The 19,314-nt window shown below is 75.1% G+C and carries 7 protein-coding genes and 1 pseudogene; all 8 read left to right on the top strand.

Features of this window, described 5'->3' with window-relative positions; genetic code table 11:
• Nucleotides 1–190: 190 nt before the first annotated feature.
• Nucleotides 191–3,889: pseudogene (locus tag GA0070616_RS29380) on the top strand (amino acid adenylation domain-containing protein); the annotation flags it as partial.
• Between the two features lie 297 nt (nt 3,890–4,186).
• Nucleotides 4,187–4,729 (top strand): lantibiotic dehydratase, encoded by a 543-nt coding sequence (locus tag GA0070616_RS29375; protein ID WP_425412979.1) that lies wholly within the window; start codon nt 4,187–4,189, stop codon nt 4,727–4,729.
• Nucleotides 4,726–7,980, top strand: coding sequence for a non-ribosomal peptide synthetase (locus GA0070616_RS02215; RefSeq protein ID WP_091075414.1), 3,255 nt, complete (start codon nt 4,726–4,728; stop codon nt 7,978–7,980). Before GA0070616_RS29375 ends, GA0070616_RS02215 begins: the two co-directional genes overlap by 4 nt.
• Nucleotides 7,977–9,335, top strand: a complete 1,359-nt coding sequence (locus GA0070616_RS02210; RefSeq protein ID WP_091075410.1) for an FAD-dependent oxidoreductase — start codon at nt 7,977–7,979, stop codon at nt 9,333–9,335. The genes GA0070616_RS02215 and GA0070616_RS02210 overlap by 4 nt, the downstream gene beginning before the upstream one ends.
• An 8-nt stretch (nt 9,336–9,343) precedes the next feature.
• Nucleotides 9,344–10,075, top strand: a complete 732-nt coding sequence (locus GA0070616_RS02205; RefSeq protein ID WP_175440228.1) for a DUF6875 domain-containing protein — start codon at nt 9,344–9,346, stop codon at nt 10,073–10,075.
• Nucleotides 10,072–13,413: a non-ribosomal peptide synthetase gene (locus GA0070616_RS02200; protein ID WP_091075406.1), complete on the top strand. Its 3,342-nt coding sequence runs from the start codon at nt 10,072–10,074 to the stop codon at nt 13,411–13,413. Before GA0070616_RS02205 ends, GA0070616_RS02200 begins: the two co-directional genes overlap by 4 nt.
• Complete coding sequence (locus GA0070616_RS02195; protein ID WP_091075402.1) at nt 13,410–17,951, top strand: non-ribosomal peptide synthetase; 4,542 nt, start codon at nt 13,410–13,412, stop codon at nt 17,949–17,951. The genes GA0070616_RS02200 and GA0070616_RS02195 overlap by 4 nt, the downstream gene beginning before the upstream one ends.
• Nucleotides 17,944–19,311, top strand: coding sequence for an MFS transporter (locus tag GA0070616_RS02190; protein ID WP_091075399.1), 1,368 nt, complete (start codon nt 17,944–17,946; stop codon nt 19,309–19,311). Before GA0070616_RS02195 ends, GA0070616_RS02190 begins: the two co-directional genes overlap by 8 nt.
• Nucleotides 19,312–19,314: the final 3 nt, after the last annotated feature.

The following is a 19,314-nucleotide window of genomic DNA, read 5'->3' as shown; positions in this document are numbered from 1 at the left end:
ACCGTCGGTAACCCTGTGCGTCTTCGGCGAACCGGTGCTGACGGCGCTGCTCTACCACGACCGCCGCCGGCTCAGCGAGGGTGGTGCCGAGGCGATGCTGCGCCACGTCGAGCTGATCCTCACCGCACTGGCCGACGGGCTCGACCGGCCGGTGGCCGCGCTGCCCCTGCTCGACGCCACCGACCGGGCCATGCTGGCCGACTTCCGCGCCGTCGCCGACCCGGTGCCCGCCGAGGCGTACCCGGTCAACGCGACCGTGCCGGACCTCGTCGCCGCCGTGGCCCGGCGGCAACCGGACGCGGTCGCGGTGGCCGGCGTCGACGGTGCCACCCTCACCTACCGCGAGTTGGCGGGGCGGGCCGAGGCCCTCGCCCACCGTCTCGTCGCCTGGGGCGTCCGCCCGGACGAGCCGGTGGCGGTGGCCCTGCCGCGCTCGGTGGAACTGGTCGTCACCCTCCTCGCCGTGCTCAAGGCCGGTGCCGGGTACCTGCCGCTGGACCCCGCCGACCCGCCCGCGCGAATCCGGCAGCTGCTCGCCGTCGCCGGTGACCCGCCGGTGCTGGCCACCGGCGAGGTACCCGGTGCCACGCGGCTGTTCCGCCTGGACCAACCCGATCCCGCCGAGCCGGGTGGCGCCGCGGTGCGGCGACCTCATCCGGCCGGGCTGGCCTACGTCAACTTCACCTCCGGCTCCACCGGCACGCCGAAGGCCGTCGCGGTCGCCCACTCCGCCGTGGTCCGCCTGGTCCACCAGCCCGGCTACCTGCGCCTGGGCCCCACCGAGACGGTCCTGCAACTCGCCCCGGTGGCCTTCGACGCGGCCACCCTGGAGATCTGGGGTGCCCTGACGGCCGGGGCCCGGCTCGTGGTGGCCCCACCCGGAGCGCCGGACCTCGCCGAGCTGGCCCGGTTGATCCGCCGGGAACGGATCACCGTCCTCTGGCTGACCGCCGGGCTGTTCCACCAACTGGTCGAGTTCGACCCGGAATGCCTCGCCGGGGTCGGGCAACTCCTCGCGGGCGGGGACGTGCTCGCTCCCGAGGCGGTCCGCCGGGCCCTGCGGGCGCGGGCCGGGGCGGTGCTGGTCAACGGGTACGGGCCGACCGAGAACACCACCTTCACCTGCGTGCACCCGATGACCGACCCGGCGACGGTACCGGACCCGGTGCCGATCGGCCGGCCGGTGCCCCGGACCACGGTGTACGTCCTCGACCCGGCGGGCCGGCCGGTGCCGGTCGGGGTGCCCGGCGAACTCCACACCGGCGGTCACGGGGTGGCGCGCGGCTACCTCGGGCGTCCCGGGGCGACGGCTGCGGCCTTCCTCCCCGACCCGTTCGACCCGCGCCCGGGTGCCCGGATGTACCGCACCGGGGACCGGGTCCGGTGGCGGCCGGACGGCAGCCTCGACTTCCTCGGCCGGATCGACGAGCAGGTCAAGATCCGCGGGTTCCGGGTCGAGCCGGGCGAGGTCGCCGCGGTGCTGCGCACCCATCCCGCCGTCGCCGACGCCGCCGTCCTGGTCGACGGGCAGGGGGAGCGGCGCCGGCTGCTGGCGTACCTGACGCTCCGGCCCGGCGCGGCGGACCCGACGCCGCAGGACCTGGCCCGGTACGCGGCCGACCGGCTCCCGGTCCACCTCCGACCGGCCGCCCACCTGGTCCTGCCCACCCTGCCGTTGACCGGCAACGGCAAGGTCGACCGGCGGGCACTGCCGCTGCCGGAGCAGCCGGCGGCCCGGCCGGCCGCCGACCTGACCGACCCGATCCAGGTGCGCCTGGCCGCCCTCTGGGCCGAACTGCTCGGCACCGCCCCGTCCACCCCGGACGACGACTTCTTCGTGCTGGGCGGGAACTCGCTGCTCGCCACCCGGCTGACCTTCGTCGTCGCCGACCGTTTCGGCGTCGACCTGCCGGTGAGCGTCGTCTACGAACACCCGACCCTCGCCCGGCTGGCCGGCCTGCTCGACGGGCGGGCCCTCGGCGCGGTGAGCACCGGGGTGACCCGCCGCGACCGCGCCGGCTACCGGTCGTCGCCCGCCACTTCGGCCACCGGCGCCGCGCCGTCGCCCGCCACCCCGACCACCGACGCCGCGCCGTCGCACCTGGTCCGCCCGGTCGACGGACCCTGGGCACTGTGGCGCTGGGTCGGACTGCGCGCCGCCGGCTTCCCGCTGCGGACCCTGACCGCCCTCGGGGACCCGGACCTGGTCCGGGCCGCCGACACGGTGCTCGCCGCCGAGCAGCGGCTCACCGCGGCCCGCCGCGACCTCGCCGACGCGCTGCGCCGGACCCGCACCGACAGCCCACCCGGGGAACGTGCCCAGTGGAACCGGGCGGTGCGGCAGGTCCGCCGGGACAGCCCACCGGACCCTCTGCCGCCGGGCGCCGCCACGCTCGCCGGTGGCGAACTCGTCCGGGCCGACGCCGCCCTGCGGGAAGCCCACACCGCCCGGGAGGCCGCGCTCGCCGGCTACCTGCACAGCTACGCCGACGCCAGCGCGCGGCGCGCCGCCGCCCTGCGCGCCACCGCCGCCGACCCGCTCTTCCGGGCCGCCGTGACCTGGCAGAACCGGCACGCGCTGCGTACCGGGGTGGACCCGCTGCGCGCCGCCGCACCCGGCACCACCGACTCGCGGCACCGGCAGCACGAGGCCCTGGTCGCCACCTACCTCCAGCGGTACTGCGTCAAGAACGACACCATCGGCTTCTTCGGGCCGGTCGGCTGGGCCCGGATCGAGGACGGTGCACCGGGGCTGACCGTTCGACACGGCCCGGCGGCCCTCGCCCAGCGGACCGTCCACTTCGAGAACTGGGCGATCGTCGAGACGGCCGAGGCCCTCGCCACCCGCGACCCAGGGCTGCGCCCCTGGCTGGTGCCGCGGCGGATGCCCTTCCTCGCCCTCGTCGGCGACGAACTGCACATGCCGCTGACCGAACCGGTTCCGCTCGCCCCGGCGACCGTCCGGTTGCTGAGGGCCTGCGACGGCATCCGACCGGCCGGCGAGATCGCCGCCGAGCTGGTCGCCGACCCCGGCAGCGGGATCGACAGCCCGTCGGAGGTCTACCGGATGCTCGCGGAACTGCGCGACGCCCGCCGGATCTCCTGGTCCCTGGAGGTGCCGAACGAAGACCTGCACCCGGAACGGTTGCTGCGCGCCCGGCTCGTCGCCGTCACCGACCCGGCCGTACGCGAACCGGCGCTGGCCGCCCTCGACGAACTGGACCGGACCCGGGGCGAGGTGGCCGACGCCGCCGGGGACGCCGACCGGCTCGGTGCGGCGATCGAGGCGTTGGAGGAGCGGTTCACCGCCCTCACCGGCCGGTCACCCACCCGGCGGGCCGGCAAGGTGTACGCCGGACGGACCCTCGTCTACGAGGAGTGCCGATCCGGCACCGACGTCACCCTCTCCACCGACCTCACCGCGACCCTGTGGCCGACGCTCAGCCTGCTGCTGGAGAGCGTCCGCTGGTTCACCTCCGCCGGGGCGGCCCTGTTCCGGCGGGCCGCCACCGAGCGGTACCGCGAACTCGTGGCCCGCACCGGCTCGCCGACGGTCCCCTTCGCCGACTTCTGGCTGTGGGCCAACGACCTGCTCTTCGACCCGCCGGAGAAGCTGATCGCCCCGGTCGTGCGGGCGTTGCAGGACCGCTGGGCGCGGATCCTGCCCGACGCGGTCGACCACCGGGTCACCGCCACCTCGGCCGAGCTGCGCCAGCAGGTGGCTGCGGCGTTCGCCGCACCCCGGCCGGGCTGGGTCGGCGCGTACCAGCACAGCCCGGACGTGCTCCTCGCCGCCGACGGGCCGGAGGCGGTCGCCCGGGGCGACTTCCACTGGGTGGTCGGCGAGGTGCACCCGGGGGTGAACACCCTGCGCGCCGCGCTGTTCGTCGGCCAGCACCCCGCGCCGGAGGAACTGCGCGCGGCGATCACCGCCGACCTGCCGCACGGCCGGATCGTCCTCGCCGCCACCGGGGAGGAGGGCGGCGCGTCGTCCCGGTTGACCGACGCGCTCGTCACCGACCGCGATGTCCGGCTGGTCTTCGGCCACGACAGCGGCGGCCTCGACCCGGCCACGTCGCTGCCGGTGGGGGACTGTGTCCTCGGCCCCGTCGACGGCGTGCTGACCGTGAGCAGCCGGGACGGCCGGTACCGGCTGCCGCTGGCCGAGGTGCTCGGGGAACCGCTGATGCTGCACCTGGTGCAGCGCTTCGACATCCGTCGTCCGGCCGATCACCAGCCCCGGATCACCGTCGACCGGGTGGTGCTGGCCCGGGAGAGCTGGCGGTTCGCCACCGCCGGGCTGGACTTCGCCACCCTGCCCGACGAGGGCGAACGGTTCCGCCGGGTCCGGCACTGGCAGCGGGAGCACGGGTTGCCCCGGCACCTGTTCGTGAAGACCCCGGTGGAGGCGAAACCGTTCCACCTCGACCTCACCAGCCTCGCCTCGGTCGATGTCCTGGCCCGTGCGGTCCGGCGCACCGTCGCCCACGACCCGGCGGCCACGCTGCGGTTCAGCGAGATGCTGCCGGGCCCGGAGCACGCCTGGCTGACCGACGCGCAGGGCCGGCACCACACGGCGGAGCTGCGGCTCGTCGCCGTCGACACCCGTACCCCGGGAGTCGTCGACACCCGTACGCCCGGAGTCGTCGACACCACGTCGACCGGCTCCGCCAACCCGGCCGCCGACCGGCGCCCGGACCCTCCACACCGCAACCAGGCGGGGGCATGAACACCGAAACCTACGTCCTTCCGTCATCGTTCACCCAACGTCGACTGTGGATGCTCGACCAGATGACCCCGGGGGCGGTGACCTACCACATCGTCTGGGCGGTCGAGCTGACCGGCCCGCTCGACGTGGCCGCACTGGAGTCCACCCTGAGCTGGCTGGTCGACCGGCACGAGACCCTGCGTACCCACTTCACCTCCGTCGACGGGGAACCCGCCCAGGTGGTCGTCCCGGCCGCCCCGGTCCGCCTGCCGGTCGTCGCCGCCGGCCCCGGCGACGCCTGGCGGGACCTGGTGGACGCCGCCGCCCGGGAGCCCTTCGACCTGGCCACCGGTCCGCTGGCCCGGTTCGGCCTCGTCCGGCGCGACACCGGGTCCCACGTGCTCACCGTCGTGGTGCACCACAGCGTCGCCGACGGCTGGTCGTTCGGGATTCTCTTCCGCGAACTGGCCACCGGGTACGCGGCGGCGACCGTCGGCACCCGCCCCGACCTGCCCGCCCCCGAGGTGCAGTACGCGGACTTCGCGGTCTGGCAGCGGGAGGAGGCCGACCGGGGCACCTTCGACGCCGACGTCGACTTCTGGCACGCCGAACTGGCCGGCGCACCCACCCTGCTCGACCTCCCCGCCGACCGGCCACGCCCGGCCGAGCAGTCCGACGCCGGGGCAGAGGTGGTCTTCGCCGTCCCGGACGAGCTGACCGCACGGCTGCGGGCCAGCCGGGACGGCACACTGTTCACCCGGCTCCTGGCCGGCTTCCAGACCCTTCTGCACCGGCTCACCGGAGCCGACGACCTGCTGGTGGCGGTCCCGGTGGCCGGGCGTACCCGGCCGGAGACCCGGGACGTGGTCGGCTTCTTCGCCAACACCCTCGCCCTGCGCGCCCGCTTCGCCGACCGACCGGACTTCGCGGACCTCCTCGCACAGGCCCGCGCCTCGACCACCGCCGCGCAGACCCGGCAGGACGTCCCCTTCGACCGGATCGTGGACCGGCTCGCCCCCACCCGCAGCCTCGCCCACTCCCCGGTGGTGCAGGTGATGTTCGCCCTCGACGAGCCCCCACCTGACGTCACGTCGGCCGGGCTGCGGATCGCACCCCGCCTCTGGGAGAACGGCACGGTCAAGTTCGACCTGACCCTCACCGTGGAGGATCGCCCGGACGGGCTGCGCGGGCGGATCACCTACCGCACCGACCTCTACGACGACGACCGGATCCGCCACCTCGCGCAGCGGTACCTCACCCTGCTCACCGCCGCCCTCGACCGGCCCGGCACACCCGTCGCCGAGCTGCCCCTGCTCGACGCGGCCGAACGCGAGCGGATCCTGCGCCAGGGCAACGACACCGCCCAGCCCCTGCCCGACGTGGCCGGCGTCGGTGAGCTGCTCGACCGGTACCCACCGGCCGACCCGGACGCGGTCGCGGTCGTCGGCCCGGACGGTGCCCTGCGCCACCGGGATCTCGCCGCCCGCGTCAACCGGCTCGCCCACCTGCTCCGCGCCCACGGCGTCGGCCCGGACGTACCGGTCGGGCTCTGCGTCGGTCGGGGCACCCAACTGGTGGCGGCGCTCCTGGCCGTCTGGCGGGCCGGCGGCGGCTACCTGCCGCTCGACCCGACGCTGCCAGCGGCCCGGCTCGCCACCATGCTGGCCGACGCGGCCCCGCCGGTGCTGCTCACCGACGCCACCGGGGCGGCCGGCCTCGCCGACGCCGCCGCCGCGGCCGGGACCACCCCGGTGGTGCTCCGCGTCGACCAGCTCGACCCGACCGACCTGCCGGCCGATCCGCCGCCGGTCACCGGCCACCCGGACGGGCTCGCCTACCTGCTCTACACCTCCGGCTCCACCGGCGTGCCCAAGGGGGTCGCCGTCACCCACCGCTCGGTGGTCAACCTCCTCGTCGGCTGCCACCGGCTGTTCGGGCTCACCCCCGCCGACCGGGTCGCGGCGATCACCACCCCGGCCTTCGACATCTCCGTGGTCGAACTGGTGCTGCCGCTGCTGGCCGGGGCCCGGATCGAGGTCCTCGACGCGGAGACCACCCGGGACGCCGCCGCGCTCCGGGCCGCCTGCGTCGACCGGGGCGTCACCGTTCTCCAGGCCACCCCGGCGAGCTGGCGGATGTTGGTCACCGCGGCGGGCGTACCGGCCGGGGTGCGGCTGCGGATCAGCGGCGGCGAGGCGCTGCCCCGCGACCTGGCCGACGCGCTGCGTGCTGACGGTGCCCTGGTGGTCAACGGGTACGGGCCGTCGGAGACCACCGTCTACTCCTCGGCCGGCCCGGTCGGCGACACCGGCCCGGTCGACCTGGGCCGCCCCACCGCCAACACCCGCATCCACCTGCTCGATCCCGCCGGCCAGCCCGTTCCCGAGGGCGTGGTGGGGGAGATCCACATCGGCGGTACGGGGGTGGCGCGGGGCTACCACGGTCGCCCCGGCCTCACCGCCGCCCGGTTCCGGCCCGATCCGTTCGGCCCGCGTCCCGGCGGCCGGCTCTACGCCACCGGCGACCTGGCCCGCCGGCTTCCCGACGGGCGACTCGACTACCTCGGCCGCGCCGACCACCAGGTGAAGGTGCGTGGGTTCCGGATCGAACTGGGCGAGATCGAGGCGGCGCTGCGCGACCAGCCGGGCGTCCGGGACGCCGCCGTGACCACCTGGGGCGCGGGAGCCGACGTCCGGATCGCCGCGTACGCGGTCACCGAGCCACCCACCGCCGACCCGGCGTCGGTCTGGCCGGCGGTCCGCGCCGCCCTGGCCCGCCGGCTGCCGGAGTACATGGTGCCGGCCACCCTGGTCCTGCTCGACGCGCTGCCCCGCACCGCGAGCGGCAAGCTGGACCGGCGGGCGCTGCCCGAGCCGACCTGGCGGGAGACCACCGGCAGCGGCCCGGCCGCACCCCGCACGCCGACCGAGGAGCAGCTCGTCGTGCTCTGGCGGGACGTGCTCGGCCGCACCGAGGTCGGTGTGCACGACAACTTCTTCGCCCTCGGCGGGCACTCGCTCACCGCGACCCGGCTGATCGCCCGTATCCGCACCACCTTCGGCGTCGACCTCGCGCTGCGCAGCCTCTTCGCCGCGCCCACCGTCGCCGAACTCGCCGTCGAGGTCGCCGCCACCGGGGAGACCCCCGGCGGAGCCGATCGGATCGGGCCCGCCGGACCGACCCCGCAGGATCTGCTCGCCTCGCTCGACGATCTCTCCGACAGCGAGGTCGACGAGCTCCTGGACACCCTGATCGCCGAGGAGGGCGTGTGACCGAGCGCAGAGAACGTGTGGTCGTCGTCGGGGCCGGTCTGGCCGGTTCGCTCGCCGCGCTCCATCTCGCCCGCCGGGGCTACGAGGTGGACGTCCACGAGCGACGCCCCGACCCCCGCTCCGCACTGACCAGCCCCGGGGGCCGGTCGATCAACCTGGGACTCTCCGCCCGGGGCATGCGGGCGCTGGAGGGGGTGGGACTCCTCACCGACGTGCTCAAGCGCAGTGTGCCGATGCGCGGCCGGGTGGTGCACTCGCCGGACGGTGCGGTTCGCTTCCAGCCGTACGGGGTGCGCGAGCACGAGATCCTCCACTCGGTGCTCCGCGAGGAACTGATCTCGCTGGTCGTGGACGCCGCCGAGGCCGAACCGGGCGTCCGGTTCCACTTCGGCAGCCGACTGGTGCACCTGGACCGGGAGACCGCCACGGTGCGGGTCGAGCCGACCGGCGGCGGTGACCCCACCACGGTCACCGCGGACCTGGTCGTCGGCGCGGACGGGGTCTTCTCCACCGTCCGGCAGCAGATGCAGCACGGCCTGCGCGCCGACTACGCCCAGGAGTTCCTCCCCTGGGGCTACAAGGAGCTGACCATTCCGGTCGGTGCCGACGGCCGGCCCCGGGTCCGGCTGGAGGCGCTGCACGTCTGGCCCGGTCACGAGGCGCTGATGGTCGCCCACCCCAACCGGGACGGCTCGTTGACCTGTTCGCTGTTCATGGCCCACGAGGGACCGGTGAGCTTCACCGCCCTGGACACCCCGACGGCGGTGTCGGAGTTCTTCCACCGGCACTTCCCCGACGCGGTGGGCCTGATGCCCGACCTGGTCCGGGAACTCGCCGACCATCCGGTCGGCCACCTGGTCACCGTCCGCACCGCCCCCTGGCGGTACGCGGACCGGGTGGTGCTGATCGGCGACGCCGCGCACGCCGTCTACCCGTTCTACGGGCAGGGCATGAACTCGGCCTTCGAGGACTGCCTGGTGCTCGACGGCTGCCTGGCCGACCATCCCGACCGGGCCACCGCACTCGCCGCGTACGAGACGGCCCGCAAGCCGCACACCGACGTGCTCGCCGACCTGTCCACGGCGAACTTCGAGGATCTGCGGGACCGGGTGCACCGGTTCGGGTACACCGCTGCCGCCGCCGCCGACCGGCTGCTCGCCCGGCTGCTGCCCGGCCGGTGGGTGCCGCTGTACGCGATGGTCTCGCACACCACCACCCCGTACGCCGACGCGCTGGCCCGGGCCGACCGGCAGGACCGCATCCTGCGCGCGGCCGGTGCCGGGCTCGTCATGGCCGCCGGCCTCGCCGCCACCGCCACCCTCCGCGCCGGCCGTCGCCGGTCGACGAGGCGGTGAGTGCGGTGCTGAACCGGACACTGTTCCCCGAACAGACCCTCTTCACCGAGCCCGACCTGCGCGCCGATCCGTTGCACCCGCTGCTGACCGGGGTGGTGGACCAGCTGCGGGCCGTCGTCGAATGGGCCCGCGAGTACCTCTGCGAACCGCACCCGGACCTGGGTCGCAAGGGCCCGGTCTGTCCGTTCGCCCAGGGCTCCCTGGACCGGGACACCTTCTACCTGGCGGTGTACCGGGGGGACACCGTCGACGAGGCCGAGCTGGACGAGGTGCTCGCCGTCTACCGGGACTGGTTCCGTCACCTGGAACCGCTCGCCGGGCCGGCCGCCCAGTTCAAGACGATCCTGCTCACCCTTCCCGACCTTCCGGCCGACCTCGCCCGGCAGATCGTGGACCGCACGCAGTCGCGGCTCAAGCCGGACTACACCGAGCAGGGGCTGATGCTCGGCGAGTTCCACGACGGCCCGCCGGCCAAGGGCGGCCTGTGGAACGCCGAGTTCCGGCCGCTGCACAGCCCGGTGCCGATGCTGGTGGTCCGGCACATGGTCGCCAGCGACCTGCCGTTCCTCGCCGACGACCCGGTGACCCTCGCCGGCTACCTGCGGCGCTTCGCGCACAACGGCCCGGCGTCGCTGCGCCGGCAGGTCGCGATGGCGGCGGAGCGGCACGGTCTGCCGGTGCCCGAACCCACCACCGACGTTGTGATCCTGCACCAGACCACGAACCAGGGGGCCCGATGACGACCGCCGACTCCACCGCGTCCGGCAACGGCGGCAAGCGGGCCCTGCTGGCCAGGCTGCTCACCGAACGGGCCAGTGCGCCCCGCAGCTACCCGGTCTCCTTCGGCCAGCAGCGGTTGTGGTTCCTGGACCGCTTCACCAGCGGCGTGCCGGTCTACAACATCCCCGTCGCGTACCGGGTGCACGGGCCGTTGGACGTCGCGGCGCTGCGCACCGCGCTGACCACGATCGTCAACCGGCACGGGGCGCTGCGCACCACCTTCAGCGAATCCGGCGGCGAACCGGTGCAGGTGGTCCGACCGACCGGCGAGGTGGACCTCACCGAGGTCGACCTGACCGGGCTGCCGACGGATCGGCGCGACGCCGAGGCCACCCGGCTCGTCTGGGAACAGTCCGGCCAACCGTTCGACCTGGCCCGGGGCCCGCTGCTGCGGGTGACGGTGGTCCGGACCGACGCGGACCGGCACCACGTGGCGTTCTGCGTGCACCACATCGTCTCCGACGCGTGGTCGCTCGGGGTGATCTTCGGGGAGTTGGTGACCGCGTACGCCGCCGCGTCGGCCGGTACGCCCGCCCGCCTGCCCGACCTGCCCACCCAGTACGCCGACTTCGCCGTCTGGCAGCGGGACCGGCTCGCCGGCGATGCCCTGCGCAGCCAGCTCGACTACTGGGTGGCGCACCTGCGCGGGGCCCCGGCCCTGCTCAGCCTTCCCACCGACCGGCCCCGCCCGACCAGCCGCTCGTACCGGGGCGCCTGCCACTACTTCACCGTGCCGGCGGCGGCCACCCGGCGCATCGAGGAGTTCAACCGGGACACCGGGGTCACCATGTTCATGACCCTGCTCGCCGCCTTCCAGGCTGTCCTGTCCCGGCACAGCGGGCAGGACGACATCGTGATCGGCACCCCGGTGGCCGGCCGGGAACACCCCGACCTGGAGCAGTTGGTCGGGTTCTTCGTCAACACTCTCGCCCTGCGGGTCTCGTCCGCCGGCTCCCCGTCGTTGCGGCAACTTGTGCAGCGGGTACGGGAGGTCACGCTGGTCGGGCTCGGCAACGCCGAGGTGCCCTTCGAAAGGGTGGTCGAGGAACTGCAGCCGGAACGCAGCCTGGCCCACGCGCCGATCTTCCAGGCCCAGATCATCCTCCAGAACACCCCGGACAACGCCTTCCGGCTCGCCGGCTGCACGACCACCTCGCTGGAGGTCGACAGCGGCACCGCCAAGTTCGACCTCACCCTGGTCGGCGAGATCACCGCCGAGGGCGCCCTGCGGTTGGCGATCGAGTACGACACCGCCCTGTTCGACGCGTCCACGGTCGACCGGTTGGCCCGGCACCTGTGCACCCTGCTGGACACGGCGGTCGCCGACCCGGACCGGCCCCTGACGCGGATCCCGTTGCTCAGCGGGGTGGAGCGGTGGCGGGCCGTGGTCGAGTGGAACCAGACCGACCGGGGTACGTTGCCGGTCGCTACCATCCTGGACCTGCTGCCCACCGACCCCGCCGAGCCCGGCGCCCCACCTGCCGTCACCGGCCCCGACGGGCAGCTGGACCGGGCCGGGTTGCACCGGCGGGCCGGACGGATCGCCCGACGCCTGCTCGCCGCCGGTGTCGCCCCGGACACCCCGGTCGGCATCTGCGTGGACCGTGGGGTCGACATGGTCGCGGCCGTGCTCGGCGTGTGGCGGGCCGGGGCCGGCTACCTGCCACTCGACCCCACCCTGCCCCCGGAGCGACTGCGCCACATGCTCGCCGACTCCGGCACCCGGGTCGTGCTGACCCAGCGGGCGGTCGTCGCGCGGCTCGGCGCGGTGCTGGACGGCTCGGCGGCGGTGCTGCTCCTCGACGACGACGGTCCGCTGCCCGCCCACGACCAGCCCGGTGCCTCCGGCCCGGACGAGCCGGTCCCGGCGGTTCCGGTGCATCCGGACGGGCTGGCATACCTCATCTACACCTCCGGTTCGACCGGCCGGCCGAAAGGCGTCGCGGTCCCGCACCGCTGCGTGGTCAACCTCGTCGCCTCCTTCCACGACGACCTCGACCTGACCCCCGCCGACCGGTTCGCGGCGGTCACCACCCTGTCGTTCGACATCTCGGTGCTGGAACTGCTGGTGCCGCTGCTGCTCGACGTCCCGCTGCTGGTCGTCGGCGCCGACGAGGTCGGTGACGGCACGGCACTGCGCCGTCGCCTGACCGACGCGGGGATCACCGCCATGCAGGCCACCCCGGCGACCTGGCGGCTGCTGCTGGCCTCCGGGGGCGTACCGTCGGCGCTACGGCTGCGCCTGTGCGGCGGCGAGGCCCTGCCCCGGGATCTCGCCGACGCCCTGCTGGCCGACGGCGCGACCCTGTGGAACTGCTACGGGCCCACCGAGACCACCGTCTGGTCCGCCGCCGCCCCCGTGTCACCTGCCCCGGCCGCCGTGGACCTCGGCGCGCCGATCGCCAACACCCGCATCTATCTTCTCGACGAGTCCCACCAGCCGGTGCCGGTGGGCGTGGTGGGCGAGATCCACATCGGCGGGTCGGGGGTGGTCCGGGGATACCACGGCCGGCCCGGCCTGACCGCCGGCCGGTTCGTCCCCGACCCGTTCGCCGACCAGCCCGGTGCCCGCCTCTATGCCACCGGTGACCTGGCCCGGCAGCGCGCCGACGGCCGGCTGGAGTTCCTCGGCCGCGCCGACCACCAGGTGAAGGTGCGTGGGTTCCGGATCGAACTGGGCGAGATCGAGGCGCTGCTGCGCGGCCACGACCTGGTCGCGGACGCGGTGGTGAGCACCTGGGCCGGCGGGGACGGCGACACCCGACTGGTGGCGTACGCCGTGCCGGTGCCCGGCGTCGACCCGGACTCCCTCGCCGACCGGGTCCGCCCCGGCCTGGCCGGCCGCCTGCCCGAGTACATGCTGCCCGCGGCCCTGGTGCCGTTGACCGCGTTGCCCCTCACCGACAACGGCAAGGTCGACCGTAACGCCCTGCCCGCTCCCCGATGGACCGACCCGCAGGCGGAGCGGGTCGCCCCCCGCGACCCCCTCGAGCAGGTGCTCGCCGGGATCTGGCAGGAGGTGCTGCGGGTCGAGGGGATCGGCGTGCACGACGACTTCTTCCGGCTCGGCGGGCATTCGCTGCTCGGCGCGCAGGCGTTGAGCCGGATCGCGGCGACGCTGGAGACGGAGGTGCCGATCCGGGTCCTCTTCGAGGCCCCGACGATCGCGACGATGGCCGGCGCGCTGCGCACCGCCGAGCCGGTCGCCGGTCAGGTCGACGCCGTCGCCGCCCTCCGGCAGGAGGTGGCCGACCTTTCCGACGAGGAACTGCGGGCACTGCTGGGCGGCCAGGGATGACCGCCCCCGGACCCGACCGGGAACGCCTCATCCGGGAACTGATGGCCCGGCGGGGACTGGCCACGGCGACCCGGCCCGCCGGGATTCCGCGCCGGTCACCGGGCACCCGGGTGCCGCTCTCCCCGATGCAGGAGGGCATGTGGTTCCTCGACCGGCTCCAGCCGGGCAACCCGGCGTACGTGCTCAACCAGGCGGTCGCAATCACCGGCCGGTTGGACCTGGCCGCCCTGCAGTCCGCGCTCGACGAGGTCGTCGCCGCGCACGACGCCCTGCGGACCAGGTTCGTGGAGCGGAACGGGGCGGTGGAGCAGGTCGTCCTGCCGGCCGACGACCCGGCTGCCCGGTGCCGGCTCGTGGTGGAGGACCTGACCACGGTGCCGCGCACCGGTCGCGAGGCGGCCGTCGTCGCTGCCGTCCGCCGGGAGAGTGAGACCCCCTTCGACCTGGGCCGGGCGCCGCTGGTGCGGGTCCGGGTGGGCCGGCTCGACGTCGAGGAACACCTGCTGGTGGTCAGCCTGCACCACATCGTCGCCGACGAACGGTCCCTCGACATCGTGCTCACCGGACTCCTCGACGGCCACCGCCGCCGCCTCACCGGGGCCGCCACGTCGCCGGCTCCGCCGGCCGTGCACTTCCCCGACTACGTGTTGTGGCAACACGACCGGCTGGCCGGGGCCGCCGCCGACCGGCTGCGCAGCTTCTGGGCCGACCGACTGGCCGGCTCCTCCGGCCTGCTCGACCTGCCCACCGACCGACCGCGCCCGGCCACCCAGACCTTCCCTGGCCGCACCCACGGCTTCGCCGTCGCCGACGACCTGGTCGCGGCGCTCGACAGCCTGGCGCACCGCACCGGCTGCACCCGTTTCATGATCCTGCTCGCCGGCCTCCAGGTGCTGCTGGCCCGCCTCGGCGGCACCGACGACGTCTGCGTCGCCTCCCCGGTGACGTTGCGCACCGACGCCGAGCAGCAGCAGATGGTCGGCCTGCTCGTCAACAGCCTGCCGCTGCGCACCGACCTGGCCGGGGACCCCACCCTGGCCGAGGCACTGGCCCGGGTCCGGGGCACCTGTGTGGCATCCCTGGCCCACGCCGAGCTGCCCTTCGAACGGATCGTCGAGACCGTCCGACTGCCCCGCGACCTGAGCCGTAACCCGCTCTTCCAGGTGATGCTGGTCCTGAACCAGGCCGGTGTCGCCGGTCCGAGGGCCGGTCTCGCCGTCCGCCCCGTGTCGGTCCTGCGGGAGACCTCCCGGCTGGACCTCACCGTGGCGGTGCACGAGTCCCCGGCCGGCCTGAGTGGCCTGGTCGACTACAACACCGACCTGTTCGACCAGGCGACCATCGACCGGTTCGTCGACCGGTTCCGGTCCGTGCTGTGGGCGTTGGCCACCCGGGCACACCTGCGCCTGTCCGAACTGGACCTGACCGGCCCCGCCGAGCGACGCGACCTGGCCGCCTGGAACGCCACCGACCGGGCGTACCCCGCCGGGGTGGGGCTGCACGAGCTGGTCAGCGCCCGGGCGGCGGCCGACCCGCAGGCGCCCGCCCTGCTGGACGTCAGCCCGGACGAGCCGGACCGGCCGGCCCTGACCTACGGCCGGCTGGACGCGGACGCCGACCGGCTCGCCGCGCACCTGTGCCGCCTCGGGGTCCGCCCCGACGAGCCGGTCGGGCTCGCGCTGGCCGCCGGCCGCGCCGCCGTCACCGGCCTGCTGGCGATCCTCAAGGCCGGGGCCGGCTACCTGCCGCTGGACCCCACCCACCCGCCGGCCCGGTTGCGTGCCCTGCTCACCGCCGCGGGCACCACGGTCTGCCTCACCGACGCCGACCTCGCCGCCACCATCGCCGCCCCGCCGGACGAACCCGACGACCAGCCGTACGCCGGCACCGTGCTCGCCGTCGACACCGACGGACTGCCCGTCGGCACCGCCGGCCGCACTGTCGACACCGACGGCCCGCCCGTCGACGGCGGCCCGGCCGGGGACCCGCCACCGGTGGCCCCCCGGCAGGTCCATCCGGACCAGCTCGCCTACGTCATCCACACCTCCGGCTCCACGGGCACGCCCAAGGGGGTGATGGTCAGCCACCGCACCGCCGTCAACCTGGCCCTGGCCTTCGCCGACCTGCACGGCATCGGCCCCGGCGACCGGCTGCTCATGCTGCCCCCGCTGAGTTTCGACGCCTCCGTCGGCGACCTCTTCCCGGCCCTGGTCAGCGGGGCCGCGATCGTGGTGCACCGGCAGCCGGCCGCGATCACCGGAGCGGGCCTGACCGAGCTGTGCCGCACCCACGGCCTCACCCTGGTCGACACCGCCGCGCCGCTGTGGGCCCGCTGGGTCGGCGACCTCGCCGCGCAGCCCGACGCGGTCGACGTCGGTCCGCTCCGCGCCATGATGGTCGGCGGGGAGGCCGTCGACCTGGAGACCGTGCGCCGCTGGGCCGGTCTCACCGCCGGCCGGGTCACCCTGCACAACCACTACGGCCCGACCGAGGCGACCGTCTGCGCCACCACCTACGCCACCGTGGACGCGAATGAGCTGCCCGGTCTGACCCGGCTGCCGATCGGCCGCCCGGTGCCGAACGTCCGGGTGCACGTCCTCGACGCCGACCTGCGGCCGGTGCCGATCGGCCTGGTCGGCGAGGTCTTCGTCGGCGGCACCGCCCCCGCCCGGGGCTACCTCGGCAACGCCGCCGAGACCGCCGGCAGCTTCGTGCCCGACCCGTACGGCCCACCCGGGTCGCGGCTCTACCGCACCGGTGACCTGGCCCGGCACCGCGCCGACGGCACCCTCGAGTTCCTCGGCCGCACCGACCAGCAGGTCAAGATCCGGGGGCACCGCATCGAGATCGGCGAGGTGGAGGCGGCCTGCGCCACCCTGCCCGGAGTCCGGCGTACCGCCGTGGTCGTCGACCACGCCCCGGCCGGCCCCCGGCTCGTCGCCTACATGGTCGGCGACGACACCGTCCCGGACGGGCCGGCGGCCCGGACCGCACTGCGTCGCCGGCTGCCGGAACACCTCGTCCCCGCCTGCTTCGTCCGGGTGCCCGACCTGCCCACCAACCGGCACGGCAAGCTCGACCTGGCCGCCCTGCCCCGCCCCGAGGAGACCGACCGGCCGGCGCACGAGCCGCCGACCACCCCCACGGAGAAGGCGCTCGCCGACATCTGGGCCGAGCTGCTCGACACCGGCCCGGTGGGCCGGCAGGACAACTTCTTCGACCTCGGCGGCCACTCGCTGCTCGCCGCGAGCGTGGTGACCCGGATCCGGGCCGCGCTCGGCGTGGACCTGCCGCTTCGGGAGCTGTTCTCCACCGCCGACCTGGCCGGTCTCGCCGCCGTCCTCGACGGTGCCGGGCCCACCGCCGACGCCGGGGGTGACCTGCTGCGGGCCGAGGCCCGCCTGGCCGACGACCTGGCCGTACCGCCCGGGGTGCCGGCCGCGCCGCCACGGTCGGTGCTCTGCACCGGGGCGACCGGCTTCCTCGGGGCGTACCTGCTCGCCGACTGGCTCGCCGCGAGCACCGCCACCGTGCACTGCCTGGTCCGCGCCGACACCCCGGCCGCCGCGCTCGACCGGGTCCGCGCCAACCTGCACAGGTACGGCCTCTGGCGACCGGAGTACGCCGACCGCCTCGTCGGCGTCCCCGGTGACCTCGGCGCACCCCGACTCGGCCTGACCGGCGTGGACTTCGCCGAGCTGGGCGAACGGCTCGACGCGATCGTGCACAACGGCGGCGTGGTCAACTTCGTGCAGCCGTATCCGGCGCTGCGCCCGGCCAACGTCGGCGGCACGCTGGAGGTGCTCCGGCTGGCCACCACCGGCCGGCCGAGCGCGGTGCACTTCGTCTCCACCCTCGGGGTCTTCGTCACCCCGTCCCGCACCGGCACGCTGGTGCGCGAGGGCGACGTCCCGGCCGACTGCGACGGCCTCCACGACGGCTACAACGGCAGCAAGTGGGTGGCCGACGCGTTGGTCCGCGCCGCCCGGGAGCGGGGGCTGCCGGTCGGCGTGCACCGGCCCGCAAGGATCACCGGCGACGCCGGCAGCGGCGTCGGCAACACCGACGACTTCTTCAGCCGGCTGCTGAAGACCTGCGTGCAGCTCGGTGCCGTACCGGAGATCGACGACCCCGCCGACCTCGCGCCGGTCGACTACGTCGGGGCCGGCATCGGGCACCTGACCCGCACCGGCTCCACCGCGGACCACCACTACTACAACAACCGGACCATGTCGTACGCCGCCCTGGCCGACGCGCTGGCCAGCTTCGGCTACCCGGTCACGTTGGTGGCGTACCCGCGCTGGCGGGCGGCGCTGCTGGACCGCCCGGACGCCGCGCTGGCCCGGTTCGCACCGCTCTTCGGCGCGGACACCCCCGTCCGGACGCAGCCCGACTTCGACTGCACCGGCACCGAGACGGTGCTCGCGGCGGCCGGGATCACCTGCCCGGCTGCCGACGAACGGCTGCTGCACACCTACCTGGCGGCGTTCGTGGCCGCCGGCTTCCTCGACCCGCCGCCCGGGAGGGCCCATGGATGACCGCACCACCCCCACCGCCCGGTGGGCCGCGATCTGGCTCGGCCAGTTGGTCTCGCTGGTCGGGTCGAGCCTCACCGCGTTCGTCCTCGGTGTCTGGGTTTACCAGCGCACCGGGTCGGTCACCCAGTTCTCGCTGATCTTCCTCGCCGCGACCCTGCCGGCGGTCCTGTTCGCGCCCTTCGCCGGGGCGCTCGCCGACCGCCGCGACCGCCGCCGGTTGATGCTGGTCGCCGACACCGTCGCCGCCGCCGGCACGGCGGCGCTCACCGCGCTGGTCGTCGCCGACGCACTCCAGGTCTGGCACATCTACCTGGCGACCGCGGTGAGTGCCGCCGCGTCGACCGTGCACCAGGTCGCCTACCAGGCGATGACCCCGGCGCTGATCGGCAAGCGGCACCTGGGCCGGTTCAACGGGCTCATGCAGGTCTCCCGGGCGGTGCAGATCGCCGCGCCGCTGATCGCCGGGGTGCTCGTGGTGACCATCGGGATCGGCGGGGTCATGGCGATCGACCTGGGCACCTTCGTGGTCGCGGCCGCGACCCTGCTGCTGGTCCGGCTGCCCGCCGAGGTGACCCGCCCGGCCGGTTCCGGCCCCGCCGAGGCGGTGCTGCGGGGAGCCACCGCCGGGTGGCGGCACCTGCGGCAACGACCCGGCCTGCTCCAGCTCATGGTGGTCTTCGGCGCGTACAACTTCCTCTTCGGCATCGCCGGGGTGCTGGTGCAGCCGCTGATCCTCTCGTTCACCACGGCGGACACCCTCGGCGTGCTGATGTTCGCCGGGGGCGCCGGCCTCTTCGCCGGCAGCCTGGTGATGGGCGCGTGGGGCGGGCCGACCCGCCGGGTCACCGCCGTCTGCGGTGGACTCGCCGCCGGGGGAGTGGCCCTCGTCCTGCACGCGGCGGCCCCGTCCGCCTGGCTGATCGGTGTGGTCGCCCCCCTCTTCCTGTTCACCCTGCCGATCGTGAACAGCTCCACCATGACGCTGATCCAGACCAAGACCGAACCGTCCGTGCTGGGCCGGGTGCTCGCCACCGCCCGGGTCATCGGCGACGCCAGCGTGCCGCTGGCGTACGTGCTGGCCGGGCCGATCGCCGACGGCCTGTTCGAGCCGCTGCTGCGCCCGGACGGTGCCCTCGCCGACTCGGTGGGCCGGGTGGTCGGCACCGGGGAGGGCCGGGGAATCGCGCTGCTCTTCGCGGTCACCGGGGTGGCGATGGTGCTCCTCGCCGCGCTCGCCTGGACCCGGCCGGTGCTGCGCGGCGTCGACGACCTGCCCGACGCCCTCCCCGACGACACTGCCGACCACGACGGCACCCCGGAACCCGCGACCGTTTCCGCCGACCCTCGACCAGCCTCGTGAAGG

Origin of the sequence: Micromonospora nigra (assembly GCF_900091585.1) — a bacterium.
Lineage (GTDB): Bacteria > Actinomycetota > Actinomycetes > Mycobacteriales > Micromonosporaceae > Micromonospora > Micromonospora nigra.
Note: the sequence above shows the minus strand (reverse complement) of the source record. Positions and strands in the feature narration are given on the sequence as shown.